General features: G+C 45.1%; 15 protein-coding genes, 2 pseudogenes and 1 other annotated feature. Of the genes and pseudogenes, 11 read left to right on the forward strand and 6 right to left on the reverse strand.

From position 1 onward, the window contains the following. The first annotated feature begins 92 nt into the window (after positions 1–92). The 3 genes and pseudogenes from gnd (at position 93) to D1970_RS15275 (ending at position 2,316) form a co-directional block, all read left to right on the forward strand. Positions 93–1,502, forward strand: a complete 1,410-nt coding sequence (gene gnd, locus D1970_RS15265; RefSeq protein ID WP_119113727.1) for an NADP-dependent phosphogluconate dehydrogenase — start codon at positions 93–95, stop codon at positions 1,500–1,502. Between the two features lie 319 nt (positions 1,503–1,821). Beyond that, positions 1,822–1,986 (forward strand): annotated as a pseudogene (locus tag D1970_RS15270) (ABC transporter permease); the annotation flags it as partial. A gap of 123 nt (positions 1,987–2,109) precedes the next feature. Continuing rightward, positions 2,110–2,316, forward strand: a complete 207-nt coding sequence (locus tag D1970_RS15275) for a zinc ribbon domain-containing protein (RefSeq protein WP_119113728.1) — start codon at positions 2,110–2,112, stop codon at positions 2,314–2,316. Positions 2,317–2,495: 179 nt separating this feature from the next. Here the strand turns inward: D1970_RS15275 and D1970_RS15280 are convergent, their stop codons facing one another. From D1970_RS15280 to zwf, 3 genes are all read right to left on the reverse strand, one after another. Continuing rightward, a complete protein-coding gene (locus D1970_RS15280; protein ID WP_119113729.1) occupies positions 2,496–2,918 on the reverse strand; it encodes a GNAT family N-acetyltransferase in 423 nt (140 codons plus the stop codon). 400 nt (positions 2,919–3,318) lie between these two features. Further along, positions 3,319–3,933 (reverse strand): cyclase family protein, encoded by a 615-nt coding sequence (locus D1970_RS15285; RefSeq protein WP_119113730.1) that lies wholly within the window; start codon positions 3,931–3,933, stop codon positions 3,319–3,321. A 19-nt stretch (positions 3,934–3,952) separates the two neighbouring features. After that, positions 3,953–5,452, reverse strand: coding sequence for a glucose-6-phosphate dehydrogenase (gene zwf, locus D1970_RS15290; protein WP_119113731.1), 1,500 nt, complete (start codon positions 5,450–5,452; stop codon positions 3,953–3,955). Between the two features lie 238 nt (positions 5,453–5,690). Between zwf and rnz the strand changes: the two genes are divergently transcribed. From rnz to D1970_RS15305, 3 genes and pseudogenes are all read left to right on the forward strand, one after another. After that, positions 5,691–6,629 carry a ribonuclease Z gene (rnz, locus tag D1970_RS15295; RefSeq protein WP_119113732.1) on the forward strand — a complete coding sequence of 313 codons (939 nt, stop codon included), beginning with the start codon at positions 5,691–5,693 and terminating at the stop codon, positions 6,627–6,629. Positions 6,630–6,662: 33 nt separating this feature from the next. Next, positions 6,663–7,019, forward strand: a pseudogene (locus D1970_RS23075) (insertion element protein); the annotation flags it as partial. A 90-nt stretch (positions 7,020–7,109) separates the two neighbouring features. Then, positions 7,110–7,745 carry an alpha/beta hydrolase gene (locus D1970_RS15305; RefSeq protein WP_119113733.1) on the forward strand — a complete coding sequence of 212 codons (636 nt, stop codon included), beginning with the start codon at positions 7,110–7,112 and terminating at the stop codon, positions 7,743–7,745. 160 nt (positions 7,746–7,905) lie between these two features. Here the strand turns inward: D1970_RS15305 and namA are convergent, their stop codons facing one another. Further along, the gene (gene namA / locus D1970_RS15310) at positions 7,906–8,928 is read right to left on the reverse strand and encodes an NADPH dehydrogenase NamA (protein ID WP_119113734.1); all 1,023 of its coding nucleotides are present in this window, start codon (positions 8,926–8,928) and stop codon (positions 7,906–7,908) included. 105 nt (positions 8,929–9,033) lie between these two features. Continuing rightward, on the reverse strand, positions 9,034–9,879 hold the full coding sequence (gene proC / locus D1970_RS15315) for a pyrroline-5-carboxylate reductase (protein ID WP_119113735.1): 846 nt from the start codon (positions 9,877–9,879) through the stop codon (positions 9,034–9,036). Between the two features lie 46 nt (positions 9,880–9,925). After that, positions 9,926–10,148, reverse strand: a binding site (T-box leader). A 192-nt stretch (positions 10,149–10,340) separates the two neighbouring features. On the opposite strand from proC, the gene D1970_RS15320 reads away from it, so the two are divergent. The 3 genes from D1970_RS15320 to D1970_RS15330 are packed head-to-tail and all read left to right on the forward strand — an operon-like array spanning position 10,341 to position 12,538. Further along, positions 10,341–11,315, forward strand: coding sequence for an MBL fold metallo-hydrolase (locus D1970_RS15320; protein ID WP_119113736.1), 975 nt, complete (start codon positions 10,341–10,343; stop codon positions 11,313–11,315). Positions 11,316–11,326: 11 nt separating this feature from the next. Beyond that, the gene (locus D1970_RS15325; protein WP_119113758.1) at positions 11,327–12,118 is read left to right on the forward strand and encodes an SDR family NAD(P)-dependent oxidoreductase; all 792 of its coding nucleotides are present in this window, start codon (positions 11,327–11,329) and stop codon (positions 12,116–12,118) included. A 30-nt stretch (positions 12,119–12,148) separates the two neighbouring features. Continuing rightward, the gene (locus D1970_RS15330) at positions 12,149–12,538 is read left to right on the forward strand and encodes a VOC family protein (protein WP_119113737.1); all 390 of its coding nucleotides are present in this window, start codon (positions 12,149–12,151) and stop codon (positions 12,536–12,538) included. Positions 12,539–12,962: 424 nt separating this feature from the next. Here D1970_RS15330 and D1970_RS15335 read toward each other — a convergent pair whose 3' ends face one another. Then, complete coding sequence (locus D1970_RS15335; RefSeq protein WP_119113738.1) at positions 12,963–13,226, reverse strand: YqzH family protein; 264 nt, start codon at positions 13,224–13,226, stop codon at positions 12,963–12,965. Positions 13,227–13,443: 217 nt separating this feature from the next. Between D1970_RS15335 and D1970_RS15340 the strand changes: the two genes are divergently transcribed. Beyond that, positions 13,444–14,703, forward strand: a complete 1,260-nt coding sequence (locus D1970_RS15340) for a Y-family DNA polymerase (protein WP_119113739.1) — start codon at positions 13,444–13,446, stop codon at positions 14,701–14,703. A 141-nt stretch (positions 14,704–14,844) separates the two neighbouring features. Continuing rightward, complete coding sequence (locus tag D1970_RS15345) at positions 14,845–15,174, forward strand: YolD-like family protein (RefSeq protein ID WP_119113740.1); 330 nt, start codon at positions 14,845–14,847, stop codon at positions 15,172–15,174. The last annotated feature ends 127 nt before the right edge of the window (positions 15,175–15,301 follow it).

Below are 15,301 nucleotides of genomic sequence, written 5' to 3' on the forward strand. Positions count from 1 at the left end.
ATTGGATTATTTGCAAGACAACCTGATTATTGCTAAATTAGAGTGTATTCCTTTATGACCATAAATGATTCAATAGAAGGGACGTATCGATTATGAAAAAGCAACAGATTGGAGTCATCGGCCTGGCAGTAATGGGAAAAAACCTGGCCTGGAATATGGAAAGCAAAGGGTATTCCGTTTCGGTATACAACCGTTCGCGCGAAAAGACGGATGAAATGCTGAGAGAATCAGAAGGTAAAAACATTTTCGGAACTTTTTCAGTGGAAGAGTTCGTCAACTCTCTTGAAGTGCCGCGCAAAATCATGTTGATGGTAAAAGCTGGCGGTCCAACGGATGCAACGATTGAACAGCTAAAGCCGTACATTGAAAAAGGCGATATCCTGATCGACGGCGGGAACACTTTCTTTGCGGATACTCAAAGAAGAAACCGGGAACTAAGCGAGCTTGGCTTCCATTTTATCGGAACAGGCGTTTCCGGAGGCGAAGAAGGCGCTTTGAAAGGCCCATCTATTATGCCGGGCGGACAGAAAGAAGCCTATGAACTTGTCGCACCGATTTTCAAGGATATTTCTGCACAGGTTGATGGTGAACCTTGCACGACCTATATCGGACCGGATGGGGCAGGACATTATGTGAAAATGGTACATAACGGGATTGAATACGGGGACATGCAGCTGATTTCTGAAGCTTACTTCCTCTTGAAAAATGTTCTTGGACTGAATGCAGAAGAACTTCATAGTGTATTCGCCGACTGGAACAAAGGCGAGCTGGACAGCTATCTGATTGAAATCACTGCCGATATTTTCACAAAGATCGATGAAGAAACAGGCAAACCGCTTGTTGACCTTATCTTAGATACAGCGGGCCAGAAGGGCACCGGAAAGTGGACGAGCCAAAGCGCCCTTGACCTAGGGGTTCCGCTGCCGCTGATCACAGAATCAGTTTTTGCCCGGTTTATCTCGGCTATGAAGGATGAGCGTATCCATGCGAGCAAGGTACTGAGGGGACCAGATGCACAGCCGTTCTCTGGCGACCGTGAAGCATTCATTGAATCGGTAAGAAAAGCTCTGTATATGAGCAAAATCTGTTCCTATGCGCAAGGATTTGCCCAGATGAGAGCAGCTTCCGAGGAATATGGCTGGGATCTGAAATACGGAGACATCGCGATGATTTTCCGCGGCGGCTGTATCATCAGGGCCCAATTCCTCCAAAAAATCAAAGAGGCTTATGACAAAGAGGCTGGGCTGAAAAACCTGCTTCTTGACCCGTACTTCAAAGAAATCGTTGAGGGATATCAGTACGAGCTACGTGAAGTCGTATCCTCAGCAGTACTAAACGGCATCGCCGTGCCATGCCTGGCATCAGCGCTAGCTTACTACGACAGCTACCGGACAGAAACGCTTCCTGCGAACCTCCTGCAGGCACAGCGGGACTACTTTGGCGCCCATACGTACCAGCGTGTGGACAAGGAAGGCATTTTCCATACAGAGTGGATGAAATAAGAGCACAAGAAGCAGCGGGCGCATTTACGTCCGCTGCTTTTTTGTGTGCGCCCGGTATGGGTGCAGTCTATAGGGTGCAAGTCCCGAGCCGCGAAGGCAGTAGTAGCGGTTAGCTTAATGCAAGGGTGTCCATGGCGACGTGGAATCTGAAGGAAGCAAGCGGCAAACCTCCTGTCTGAGGAACACGAATTTCATATAAGGCTAGGGGTCAATGGATGAGTCTGCGCAACAAGACAAAGTCCTTACTGCCAAAGGTGACGCAGAGTAAATGAAGCAGATGGATGGAGGGAAAGACTGCATCCTTACCCGGGGAGGTCTGGCTGCTATATTAATTGGATTTTTGATTAACGCAACTGTTTCATCAAATGGGGCTAGTTCGTTTAGTTTATTCCAATTCATTGGAGTGCCAATTGTATTTTGTCTATTAGGTCTAACAATTGGCTATCTTTCTTATCATAAAGTTGACCAAATTGATGTGGCTTAATAAAGATAGCGTAAACTAATAATCAGATTCTGATCGTGGATTTACTTTTTGTTGCCGCTGTTTTCTGAAACCATTTGACGGATCAATCGTATATAAACCATAGTGAAAAGAGGGGGGAATACGATGAAGGAAAAAGGCTGCATGAAATGTGGAAGCACGGATGCGGGACAAAAAGAGGTAGCTATGACTGGTACCGGTTTATCGAAATTATTTGATGTCCAAACCAACCAGTTCATTGTAGTGTACTGTAAGGACTGTGGTTATTCAGAGTTTTATAACAAGCAAGCTTCCAAGGCTTCCAACATCCTGGACTTATTCTTTGGTGGTTGATGTACATAAAGGGAAAACTGCTGTGTTATTATTAAAAGATTATATTTCAATCTTTGATAATAGAGAAAAGGTCGTTTACTTAGGATAGATAAAGCAATTAATTTCTGCTTTGTCTATCCTTTTATGTTGTTCAATATAGGGCTGTCTTACCGTTTTTCTAAAACGGATTTTGGGCTGTTTTAATACAGTTTCTTTTTTAAATAGTACTGTTGATTTTCTTGATTGGGATGACCTTCTACTATACCAACTACTTTATATCCGTTCTTTTTATAAAAATCTGGAGCCTGGAAGCTAAATGTATCCAATTGAATTAGTTTGCAGTAATTGTCTTTCGCGATTTTCTCTATATTCTCTAATAATTCTTTCCCGTACCCTTTACCCCTGAGTGATTCATCAACCCAAAAGAAATCAATATGTAAGCTATGCCAAAAAATTGTTCCTGTTATGCCTCCTAAAATCTTTTCGTCTTCGTTTCTAAGGATAAAGCTAATATTTTTGACAGGATGTTTTACATCATCAGGTAATTTAGAGAGATTATGTTCAATTACTTTTTTTCGAATATAGTCACTATCTTCTTGATTCCATTGTTGTGTTATTTTCATATTTCTCCGCCCTGTTTCCTTTCGTTATACAATATTTTTATAATCTTTTCTTAATAAACCATAATACCCAATATTCTCGTCAGCATCTGACTTTATCAAGTCATGTTTGAGTGTTCTTTTATGAATAAAGTCCAATTTTTGCAGAACCTTTATGAATGGAGGGTTTTTGGCAAGACGGGAGTCTTTATATTATTTAATTCCGGGTCATAGAAGCCGACTTAATTAGGCTTTGCAGCTTCTTCGGCAACTAGCTGTTTATCTATAAAATGAATATTACATGATGGCGAATATTCTGTAAATGGTTGTGGCGAATTAGGTGATTTTAGGGAATACATAACAAAAAGGTCTGCCGCTATAAAGTCAGCGGCAGACCTTTTTATTGTGCAATTTTGTATATCCGTTACAAATTTTCAATCAGAAGCACCCTTGCAGGCGAAGCATCTGTTCCCTGCAGCTTTAATGGCGCCGCTACCATGAGGTATTCTCCCGCTTCTACGTCCTTGAGATGGAGACCTTCCATTATGATGATGTCATGGCCCATCAATGTACGGTGGGTAGGATGGCCTTCCTGGGCCCGCTCAATGCCAAGCGCATCGATGCCCACCCCGCTGATGCCTTTTTCCGCAAGGTGGCGGGCTGCATCCTCCGCCACAAAAATAAAGTTAAAATTAAAGCCTTCATCGAAAGAGTTTTTCGTTTTGAATAGGATGAAATCATCTTTTTCAATTGAAAGGCTTTCGATATCCTTCAAAGTTATTTTTTCTTCGGCAGCTGTCAGATCGAACACTTTGCATTGTCTCACAAGCCTCTCAAGCGGGATTGTTTCAAACGTCTCACCGTTATTGATCATATGCAGGGGAGCGTCGATATGGGTCCCTGTATGGACGTCAATGCTAAGCCGTGATTCGGTAACATGGCCGTTTGTTGTTGTCTTCAGCGATGGCTGTTTTTCAGGTTTGTTTTTATAGACAGGCATCCCTTCAAAGACAGGAACGGTAATATCATGGATTTTCATTTTTTCGCCTTCTTTCTTATCAGCATTTATCTACATCAAGGTTCGTGACAGGCCACCAGAAGAATCCGTCCTTCTCAAGAAGCTGTTCGGCTGCATCCGGTCCCATTGATCCTGATTCGTAATTAGGGAAGCTTGCTTCTTTTTCGTTTTCCCATACCTCGGAAATGTTGTCGACAAAACTCCATGACAGCGCCACTTCATCCCAGTGGGTGAAGTTTGTGGCATCTCCCCTCAGGCAGTCGTACAGCAGCTTTTCGTATGCTTCAGGCGTGTTCAGGCCGTCGATGCCCTTGTTTGCATAGCTGAGCTTCACCGGAGTTGATCCGGAGTGCTGGCCTTTCTTGGCATTCAAGTGAAGAGTGATTCCTTCTTCCGGCTGAATATGGATCACAAGCAGGTTCGGGCTTACAGAGCCTTCCTGACGGTTGTACAGGTCCATTGGCATCTCCTTAAACTCAACGACAATTTTCGTTGATTTCACTTCCATCCTTTTTCCGGTCCTGATATAAAAAGGCACGCCTGCCCAGCGGAAATTATCAATCATCAGCTTGCCTGCGACAAAGGTTTCCGTGTTCGAGGCTTCATCCACCATCTCTTGCTCCCGGTAGGCTGGAACATCGCTCTCATTGATTTTCCCTTTGCCGTACTGGCCCCTGACAAAGTATGAATTTACATCGCTTCCTTCAACAGTCCTAAGCGCCCGGAATACCCTGACTTTTTCGGAACGGATTTCCTCTGTTGTCAGGCGGATTGGCGGTTCCATCGCAAGAAGGGCCACCATCTGCAACATATGGTTTTGGACCATATCCCTGAGAGCTCCGCTCGTTTCGTAGTAGCGGCCGCGCTCCTCGACACCGAGCACTTCACTTGAAGTGATCTGGATATTTGAGATGAACCGGTTGTTCCACAGCGGCTCGAATATCGAGTTTGCAAACCGGATGACTTCGATGTTCTGGACCATTTCTTTTCCAAGATAATGATCAATTCGATAGATTTCATTTTCGGGAAATGCTTTTCTGATCTGGCGGTTCAGGACTTTGGCACTTTCGAGATCATGGCCAAACGGTTTTTCGATGACAAGCCTTTTGAATCCTTCCACGTCGGTCAGGCCGTCTTTCTTCAAATGCTCTGCAATCGTACCAAAGAATTCTGGAGCCATTGCGAGGTAAAAGATTCGATTTCCGTCAAGCCTATAATGACTGTCAAGTTCGGCAGCCAGCCCTTTAAGGACAGAATACGATTCTGAATCGGTTACATCGTGGGAATGATAGTAAAACTTCGAAGCGAACTCATCCATTTTACTTTCGTCTAAATGGTCATGGCTGCCGATGGATTCTTTTACATTATCCTGAAACTCTTCGTTGGTCAGGGATCTGCGGGCGACCCCGACGACGGCAAAGCGGTCCAGCTTTCCTTTTGTAAAGAGACGATATAGGGAAGGGTACAGTTTCCGTCTTGCCAGGTCTCCGGTAGCCCCGAATATCATGATTAATGCGGTTGGTCTGTTGTTTTGTGTCACAATGAAGGACCTCTCTTTATATGTAGTGTATAGATATATGTAGAAAGCACTGTTCAAATATAAAATTTTATCGGTTTCACTCTCAATTAGCAAATCAAACGCAATAAAAGTTATGTTCTTCCGCCGTGCAGCCGGCTTTTGAAAAAATTAAATTATGGTATAGTGGTAACAGTGAATCTGCCGGTCTGCAGACAGGCATGTGCCAGATTTCTTACCAACCGTAAAAGGAGATACGATCATGGATTTATTTTTCCTGGGAACGGGGGCGGGGGTGCCTGCCAAATTGAGGAATGTGACTTCGATTGCTTTGAAGCTTCTCGAGGAACGCGGCGAAGTTTGGCTCTTTGATTGCGGCGAAGCAACCCAGCACCAAATATTGCATACGGGTATCAGGCCGCGCAGGATTGAAAAGGTATTTATCACACACCTGCATGGCGACCATCTGTACGGGCTTCCCGGTCTCCTGGCAAGCCGCTCTTTCCAGGGGGGAACGTCAAAGGTGACGGTATACGGCCCAAAAGGATTAAAGGAATATTTGCGAGTGACTCTCGATGTGTGCAAGACTTATTTAAAATATCCGCTGGAAGTCGTGGAAATAGAAGAAGGCAAAGTCTTTGAGGATGGACAGTTTACAGTTGAGGCCAGGCTGCTGGAGCACGGCATTCCTTCATATGGCTATCGAATCATGGAGAAAGACCGTCCTGGGACACTCCTTGCCGATAAGCTGAAGGAGGCAGGGGTCAAACCGGGGCCTATTTATAAGAAAATAAAGGATGGGGAAGAGGTTGTGCTTGATAACGGCCAAATACTCAATCCCGCTGATTTCCTTGGCCCTGCCCAAAAAGGGAGGACTGTCGCAATCCTTGGGGATACAAGGCAGTGTGAAAATGCCGGTCTCCTTGCGGCGGATGCCGATTTGCTCGTCCACGAGGCTACGTTCGCAGGCGGGGAAGAGCATCTCGCCCACGAATACTATCATTCGACGACAATACAGGCTGCATCAACGGCAAAGGAGGCGGGCGCAGCCAAACTATGCCTCACGCATATCAGTTCACGCTATGACCGGAACGATTGGAAGACACTTGAGCAGGAAGCCATGACGGTATTCTCTGAGACAATCATGGCGGAAGACTTCATGGAAATTCATGTTCCTTTTAAAGGGGATAAAGAAGAATAGCAAGGGCTCGTTTTTTAAGTAGCTGCACTTCTTTTCCGTTCCGTTGATTGCACCACAGACCTTTCTTCTCTCGAACCAAAAGATGTGGCAGGACTTATTTTAAATGTAAATGATAACCCCACGAACACATTTATCCAACACATTCGGAGACGATTATCCATTTTAGAAAGACCACTGACAACGGCTCGTGGTGATGGGAAGAGTTATATTTATTCAAATTTCAATCCGAAATATGCTCAAATGGCTTTGACAATCCTTCGAACTTATTACAATTTCTGTTTGCCTTATAAGACAAAAGAAGGGAAGAAGGAAGTCATTGGTACTCCTGCACAACGGTTAAAAATTGTAAAAAAGGTTTTCGACTTAAAAGATATAATATATTTCCGATAAATCATCCTCCTTATAGCAGAGGATGATTTTTTTATAAAAGAATTGGTGAGTTATGTTAGAATATTATAAATACATTCGGAGGGGAAAACGATGAAAGTAAATAAAAAGAATTTACAAACGAACGACAAAGCAATTAGCTATACACATATTGAAATGGGTTCAAAAACGATTTGCTTTATGTTTTCTGGTTCAGGTTACAATTACGATAAGCCCTTATTTTATTATGCAACTATGGTAATGCTTCAAAACAAAATTGATATTGTTCATATCCATTATTCCTATGGAGAATATTTTTTGAAAAAATCTCTTGAAGAAGTATCCAAAACAATGATGGATGATATTAACCCTGTAATTTCGGAAGTCCTTAAAAACGGTCAATACAATGAGACGATTTTTTTAGGAAAGTCACTTGGAACAATTCCAATTGCTAATGACCTAATGAAAAGAAATGAATTTTCAAATTCAAAAATGATTTTACTTACTCCATTGTTAAAGTTTGATTCGATTTTTGATTCAATCTTAAACAGCGAACATCAAGGACTATTAATTATCGGGGATAAAGACCCTCATTTCAATTTAAATCAGATTGACCAATTAAGTAGCTCTAATTTAAAGATAGAGGTTGTCCAAAATGCAAACCATCACTTAGATATTGGAGAATTTGAGACAACAAATTCAATATTAGCTTTATCAAGGGTAATGGAAAAACTTCAGGAAGCAATTTAGCGAAATAATGGGATTATCAAACGAGAACCATTTCAGGTGCTGATTTAATTGCTAAAATAAATGCAAAAGAGGTGCTAATTGCACCTCTTTTTTAATGGTTATTTACATTTTTGTACTCCAAAACCGAACCCGTTAGCAAAATACCCGTCTGCTTTTTTGGTCATCTAATCCAGCCGCGGCTGTACTGTACTGGGGGCTCGATTTCGGCACGGAGCTCTTTAGCTGCCGTTCTTGGCCAGTACGGATCGCGCAACAATTCACGGGCAATGAAGATAAGGTCTGCTCTATCGTTTTGCAATATTTCTTCCGCCTGGATGCCAGTTGTAATCAAACCAACGGCGCCTGTCGGGATGTCAGCTCCCATCCTGATTTCTTCAGAAAAGCGGACTTGGTAGCCGGGATAGACGGAGATTTTTGCCGGGACGACGGCGCCAGAACTGACATCGATTAGGTCGGCTCCCAGTTTCTTCATCCATTCCGCCATCCTGCTGTAGTCGGCGGGGGTGAGTCCGTCTTCATGATAATCGTTTGCGGAAATTCTGACAAACAGCGGGCCATCCCAAACAGATCTCACGCTTTTGAGGACTTCCCCAAGAAAACGGAAGCGATTTTCTTCGGAGCCTCCGTACTCATCTTCCCGTCTGTTAGTGAGCGGCGACAAAAATTGATTGATTAAATATCCGTGGGCAGCATGGATTTCGATAATATCAAAGCCCGCCCTCTTAGCTCTGTCCGCGGCCAGCCTGAAACTCTCAACCATTCCTTCAACTTCTTCTGCGCTCATCGCTTTTGGCAGCTTGTAGCTTTCGTCGAATGCAAGAGCTGAAGGAGCAAGGATTTCCTCTGGCACTGTGGATTTTCTTCCGGCATGGGCGATCTGTATGGCTGCTTTTGCGCCGTGCCTTTTAATTTTCCTGGTCAGCTCGCTAAGCCCTTCAACATGATCATCGCTCCAGATTCCAAGATCCTGCGTGGAAATTCTTCCTTCCGGAGTAACAGCTGTTGCTTCAAGCATCACGAGGCCAACCTGGCCGACAGCCCTGCTTTCATAATGGGTATGATGCCAATCGGTTACCATCCCATCTTCTTTTTCACATGAATACATGCACATCGGGGCCATGACAATCCGGTTTTTTAGGGTAACGTTTTTGATCGTATAGGGAGAAAATAGCTTTGCCTTCATCTTCCTGCCTCCTGACTATTTCGGTTTACTAAATATATATCCAGTATACAGGCTTCACGTAAAAATCCAAACTAACAAGACTTCTCTGAGGCTGCTTGTTGGCGATCACTGTGGCTGTCCGATTTGTTTCGGCTCGCAGGAGAAGGTATTGCCCATCTTTCCGGAATGGGCAGCCGCTTCCTTGATGCAGGCGACCAATGCTTCCTGGACTCCATGCTGTTCAAGTATTCCGATACCTGCCTCTGTTGTCCCGCCTGGGCTTGTGACTTCATACCGAAGCTGCTCTGGTGTCTTTTCTGACTTTGAGAGCATCCCTGCTGCGCCAATCAGCGTCTGGACGATCAGTTCCTTTGCCAGAGTTCGGTCAAGGCCAATTTCAACCGCGCTTTTTTCCATTGCCTCTACTAAATAATAGATATAGGCAGGGCCGCTTCCCGAAAGGCCTGTGACCGCATCGAGCTGGTCCTCGGCAACGAAGGCTGCTGTTCCGACTGTTTCAAACAGGGTTTTGGCAAGTTCTTTCTCTGCCACTCCTGCTCTTGCGTTGGCGGCAAGCGCTGTCGCTGACTGGCCGATGGCAGCAGATGTATTCGGCATCGCCCTTATGACGGACAGCGGTTTTCCTGAAGCCTGCTCAATCGTTTGAAACGACACGCCTGCCAACACGGAAATGACGAGAGTCTCCCTGCCGAGATAATCCCCGATTTGCCCGAGCGCATTTGCCGCGTCCTTTGGCTTCATGGCAAGAATAACAGCATCTGCCCCGCTGTAGAGCTCTTCCTGGTTATATGTCGTGTGGATTCCGTATTTTCGATTTAGTTCGTCCAGCCTTTCTCCATTTCCGCGATTCGTGGCCCAAATCTGGCTGCCGTGGAGCAGCCTGTTTTGGGTAATACCGGATATTAGGGCTTCGGCAATTGAGCCGGCCCCTGCAAAAACAAGCTTCTTCATCTTCTGCCGCCTCCTTTTTGAAAAATAAAAAAACCTCTCATCCTCGTAAAAGGACGAAAGGTTTTAGCTTCCGTGGTACCACCTTCATTCACTTTTTTCCAGCAGGAAAAAGTGCAGCTCATATGCCCGTTAACGCGGGCTCGCGTCCAGGTTTTCCTGGCAGCTCACAGGTAGGTTTCGACATGATAGAGGGCGGCGAAGCCTTTCAGCCTCCGGGCTTCGCTCTCTCTGCGCCATTTCCAGTCTACTGGCCTGGTCATTGCAATACTCATCGATTGTTTTAATTGTGATTATGCAGGAAGGACAGACTGTCTGTCAAGGGACGAAAGATTAATAATTTGTTTTTTCTGAAAATATTATGTGAAAATAATGACAATGGAGCATATTCACGGTAAACTAATTTTACTTACTAATTTTTTAAAAAGTTATTTATTGAAATATAATGTCTAAGGAGCAAAAATATGACTGAGTGGAAAGATGGAATTGCAAAACTGACACTTCCCACCCCGTTTTCGGTGGGGGATGTCCACGCATATTTGCTAAAAGGCGACAGGCTGACACTTGTGGATGCAGGTGTTAAAACGAAAAAAGCATGGGAAGCATTCCGGATGCAGCTGGCAGAGCTTCAGCTGCGGCCGGAGGATATTGAGCAGGTCATTCTCACGCACCACCATCCTGATCATGTTGGTCTGCTTGATTTTCTGCCTCCTGAACTTGAAATTCACGCGCATCCGCTGAATCAGCGCTGGCTCGACAGGACGCCCGAATTTACGGCCATGCATGACGAGTTTTTTTCAGGGCTTTTTCATCAGTTTGGAGTGCCGGAGGAATACTTTGCTTCAGCTGTCGGCCAAATGAAAAAGACGCTGCTTTTTTCCTGCGGACCGCGCAGGCTTAGCGGGGAATTGTTCGAAAATGATGTTCCCCCTGCTCTTGAGGGGTGGAAAGTGATTGAAACGCCGGGGCATGCGCAGGGACATATTGCCCTTTTTCGCGAGCAGGATGGCGTGCTGGTCGGCGGGGATATGCTGCTTGCGAAAATTTCTCCGAATCCGCTGCTCGAACCTCCGCTTCCGGGGGAAAAGGAGCGGCCAATGCCGCAGCTTCAGTATAATGAATCGCTTCACAAGCTTGCTAAGTACCCTATTTCGCTTGTCCATGCGGGGCATGGACCGGATTTTGGCCAAGTGGGGGCCTTGATTGAAAAAAGGCTTGCACGGCAGCACGACCGCGCAATGACAGTGAAAAAACTATTGAAACAGGGAGAGCTGACTGTTTTTGAACTTTGCCGGCGCCTGTTCCCGTCTGTCTATGAAAAAGAAATGTCGCTGACTCTTTCTGAAACTGTGGCTCAGCTTGATTATTTATTGGATCTTGATGAAATTGGCGTTAAAGAGGAAGATCCGGCCTTCCTTTATTCTGCCGCGGGGAGGTGAGCGACTTGTTAGTGGAGCGTCTGAAAGGGAAAAATATTATTATCACGGGAGCCTCAGGCGGAATCGGTGCTGAAATGGCTCGGCTTTGTGCCAGTTCTGGTGCCAATCTGGTGCTGATGGCACGGAGCGCTGACAAGCTGGAAGCGCTGAAGGCAGAGCTTGAGGAGAGATACGGGGCGCAGGTAAATGTCCGCCTGCTTGATGTATCTGATACAGATGCAGTAAAGCGTGTGTTCGCCGAAGTGCTGGTGGATATCGGCCGTGTGGACGTTCTTGTCAACAATGCGGGGTTTGGCGTGTTCCGTCATGCGCATGAGGCACCTATCGATGAAATTCAATCGATGTTTGACGTGAATGTCATTGGGCTGATGGCTTGTACGTCGATGGTACTTCCAGGCATGAGAGAACGCAGAAGCGGTCATATCATCAATATTGCCTCGCAGGCAGGGAAAATTGCAACGCCCAAATCAAGCGTATATTCGGCGACAAAGCACGCAGTCCTCGGTTATACGAACAGCCTGCGGATGGAAACCGCCGACTTCGGCATTTATGTTACCTCGGTCAACCCGGGCCCTATTGCGACCAACTTTTTTAATATCGCTGATGAAAAAGGGACGTATGTGAAAAATATCGAACGATTCATGCTAAAGCCCGACTATGTGGCGCAGCGGGTCGTGAGCCGGATGCTTACGCGGACGAGGGAAATTAATCTGCCCGGCTGGATGAGTGCCGGAAGCACCTTTTACGCCTTGTTTCCCCGTCTGTTTGAACGGATCGGAAAAAAGGCTTTTAACCAGAAGTAAACGACTGGAGCGTAGAGGAGGGAGAATACGATGCTTCACCATATTGAACTCTATGTTTCTGATTTGCAGAGGACCGCATTGTTTTGGGAAGGTTTTTTGACAGAATTAGGCTACGAGATCTACCAAAAATGGGACAAGGGGATCAGCTTTAGGCATGAAACAGCCTATCTTGTTTTTGTACAGGCTGATGAGCGTTTCATGAATCCGCCGTACGACCGGCGCCGAGTCGGCCTCAATCATTTGGCGTTCCATGCGCAGTCACGGGAGCAGGTTGATAAAGTGACGGCTATGCTGAAGGTGCGAGGGGTGCAGATACTTTATCCCGATAAACATCCTTATGCGGGCGGCGTGAACCACTATGCTGTTTACTTTGAGGACCCTGACCGGATCAAAGTCGAGCTCGTTGCTCCGGAGCTTTGAATGCAAATAGAGCCGGACTTTTCCATGCTCTTTTTTAAGATTTGAAAGTAAGATTGAGCAAAATGAAGGTCGTCATTGCTTAGCTAATTTAGCTGGGCAAAGGCGACTTTTTTGTTTTATTGAAAATTAGTTCGTTTTTGGGGAAAATGCGATGGTTTTCCCAAAATATTAAAGAGAAACATAAACTTTTACCCCCCTTTATCAGTAATTGGACTTGACGAACCCTATCTATAACCGGTTCCATAAAGGATATTGAGATGGATTTTGCTTTAGAAAGCACGATATCCCCGGTTAAGCTTATTCTATCTACGGTATGACCATTCTTTCTACGATTGCAGCAAAAAAATTCCTAATAACTGGAGATGGATTCGTATTTTCCTGTTAAAAATCTAAACAATCCTATCTACATTTAAACGAACCCCATTTAAAGTTTGGCAATTGAATTTTTCGGCAGTCTCGAAAGCCGGCACCTTCCAAGATGCCGGCTTCTCCCTTGATTGCTCAAGTATTCATATACGGCATCATTAATGATATCAATCAGGTCTGCGCCAGGATCTTCGCCCCTTGTCTTTTCTATTTTGCCGAAAATTTTCTCCAGATCCTCTCCGGAAAGCGGCATGCTGTCCCTCTCGTAGCTGTACTGTAAAAAGCATTTTCGCACCATTTTTTCTATATAGCTTCTGTCCATTAAATCTCCACCCTGCCTGCATGATACAAATTCCAAAAAAATTCCGCATTTCCATCATACCCTGTTTTTATCAAGATGTTCGTAAAATTTCCATTGAAACCGAACGCATATTCGCTTAACATATGGATAGAATATAATTAAGAACGAATGTTCCTATTAGTGCCAGTGTTAAGTGACGGAGAAAAGTATCAGGGCAGCGGTGAAGGAAGGAAAGAAGATGTTCAACTACAGGGATATGCCGCAAAACAAGATCATGTGCATTGACATGAAGAGTTTCTACGCAAGCTGTTCAGCTGTCATGCGTGGGCTTGACCCTCTCAGCTGTTATCTAGCCGTCGTCGGCAATACGGACCGCTCTGGCAGCGTTGTGCTGGCAGCATCACCGCGCTTGAAAAAAGACTTTGGCATCAAGACTGGTTCAAGGCTCTTCGAGATTCCCAATGACCCGAGAATCACGATTGTCAATCCGAAAATGGCAGCATATTTAAGAATCGCCACGGAAATTTCGCGGGTGTTCAACCGTTATGTCCCTAAGGAGGATATCCACACGTACAGCGTCGATGAAAGCTTTGTCAAAGTGGACGGTGTACTCCATCTGTGGGGGGACGCGAAAGAAATCGCTGCTAAAATCAAGGATGATATCGAACGGGAATTCCAGCTGCCGTGCGCAATCGGGATAGGGCCGAATATGCTGATGGCCAAACTGTGCCTCGACCTTGAAGCAAAAAAAGAAGGAATTGCTGAATGGACGTATGCTGATGTACGTGAGAAGCTATGGCCGGTATCCCCGCTCCGAAATATGTGGGGAATCGGGCGTCGCGTCGAAAAGACACTTAACAGCATGGGGATCTTTACTGTTGGGCAGCTTGCCCGCTACGATCTTGGCATCCTCGAAAAAAAATTCGGCATCATGGGCAACCAGCTGTATCATCATGCCTGGGGAATCGATTTTTCCGGGATGGGGGCTCCCATCATGGAAGGCCAGGTCAGCTTCGGAAAAAGCCAGATCCTTCTTCGCGATTACAACGAAGAGGAAGGAATCAAGCATGTCATTCTTGAGATGTGCGAGGAAGTGTCACGGCGGGCGAGGAATCACGGCAAAGCAGGGCGGACCGTCAGCTTTGGCATCGGCTATAGCAAGGATGAATGGGGCGGTGGCTTCAGCCGCTCGAGGACAATCAGCAAACCGACGAACGTGACGATGGACCTGTACGAAGTCTGCCTCCAGCTGCTCGCGGAAAATTACACAGGAAAAACGGTGCGAAGCATCTCGATTTCGCTGGGCGGCCTGACAGAAGACAGCCAGTTCCAGATCGACCTTTTTGACACCGACGGCTGGAGAAGACGTGAACTTGGCTATACCATGGACAGGATTCGCTCGCGCTTTGGCCCGGCATCGCTGCTTCGGGCTGTTTCCTATACAGGCGCAGGGACGGCAAGGCATAGGGCCGGACTAGTCGGAGGTCATAAGGGCTAGAGAAAGGAGGAGGCAGCATGATTCGGGACCGCGGCAGGATAAAGTTTATATTAAATGTCAGAAATTAATTTGAATTTCAATGGTGACAAGTGATTTTATATAATGTCGCACAAAATGTAATGGAAAAGTAGGTGTCTTGAGGTGATTCGTGACAGAGGCCGTATCAAATGGGTTTCAATGATGTTACCGGAACATGTAAAATTACTAAGGGAATACAATGAAAGTTTAGATAAAGTCGAAAAACCGGTTTTGGATGAACAAAAATATGAAGAATTTAATGAAGTTATCTGTAGGGCTATGGAAGAGAATATTACTCTACAATTCACCTATTATCAAAAAGGTGAAATGAAGAAACTTGTCGGCAATATTCATTATATCGATCAGCTAAAAAGAGAATTACGAATTGTTGATTACTTGACTAAAAAACATGTTTTAAAATTAGGAGATATTATTGAAATTGAGCAATACTAAGAAAACAGCATTAGAAATACAAACTTTAATAGGGGTAGCGTAAGGTCAGGAAAATGCAGATTTACAACGCTTAGAAAATGCCAATAATTAAAAGCCCTATCGTATTATAAGGTCATCCAGAATATAT

This window comes from Mesobacillus zeae, assembly GCF_003570705.1.
GTDB lineage: Bacteria > Bacillota > Bacilli > Bacillales > Cytobacillaceae > Mesobacillus_C > Mesobacillus_C zeae.

What these genes read in the sequence shown, in the direction of transcription:
- D1970_RS15285 (WP_119113730.1), bottom strand. Translation starts at nt 3,933, where the DNA reads ATGAAAATCCATGATATTACCGTTCCTGTCTTTGAAGGGATGCCTGTC.
- D1970_RS15335 (WP_119113738.1), bottom strand. Translation starts at nt 13,226, where the DNA reads ATGGACAGAAGCTATATAGAAAAAATGGTGCGAAAATGCTTTTTACAG.
- D1970_RS15340 (WP_119113739.1), top strand. Translation starts at nt 13,444, where the DNA reads ATGTTCAACTACAGGGATATGCCGCAAAACAAGATCATGTGCATTGAC.
- rnz (WP_119113732.1), top strand. Translation starts at nt 5,691, where the DNA reads ATGGATTTATTTTTCCTGGGAACGGGGGCGGGGGTGCCTGCCAAATTG.
- D1970_RS15320 (WP_119113736.1), top strand. Translation starts at nt 10,341, where the DNA reads ATGACTGAGTGGAAAGATGGAATTGCAAAACTGACACTTCCCACCCCG.
- D1970_RS15330 (WP_119113737.1), top strand. Translation starts at nt 12,149, where the DNA reads ATGCTTCACCATATTGAACTCTATGTTTCTGATTTGCAGAGGACCGCA.
- D1970_RS15275 (WP_119113728.1), top strand. Translation starts at nt 2,110, where the DNA reads ATGAAGGAAAAAGGCTGCATGAAATGTGGAAGCACGGATGCGGGACAA.
- D1970_RS15305 (WP_119113733.1), top strand. Translation starts at nt 7,110, where the DNA reads ATGAAAGTAAATAAAAAGAATTTACAAACGAACGACAAAGCAATTAGC.
- namA (WP_119113734.1), bottom strand. Translation starts at nt 8,928, where the DNA reads ATGAAGGCAAAGCTATTTTCTCCCTATACGATCAAAAACGTTACCCTA.
- D1970_RS15280 (WP_119113729.1), bottom strand. Translation starts at nt 2,918, where the DNA reads ATGAAAATAACACAACAATGGAATCAAGAAGATAGTGACTATATTCGA.
- gnd (WP_119113727.1), top strand. Translation starts at nt 93, where the DNA reads ATGAAAAAGCAACAGATTGGAGTCATCGGCCTGGCAGTAATGGGAAAA.
- proC (WP_119113735.1), bottom strand. Translation starts at nt 9,879, where the DNA reads ATGAAGAAGCTTGTTTTTGCAGGGGCCGGCTCAATTGCCGAAGCCCTA.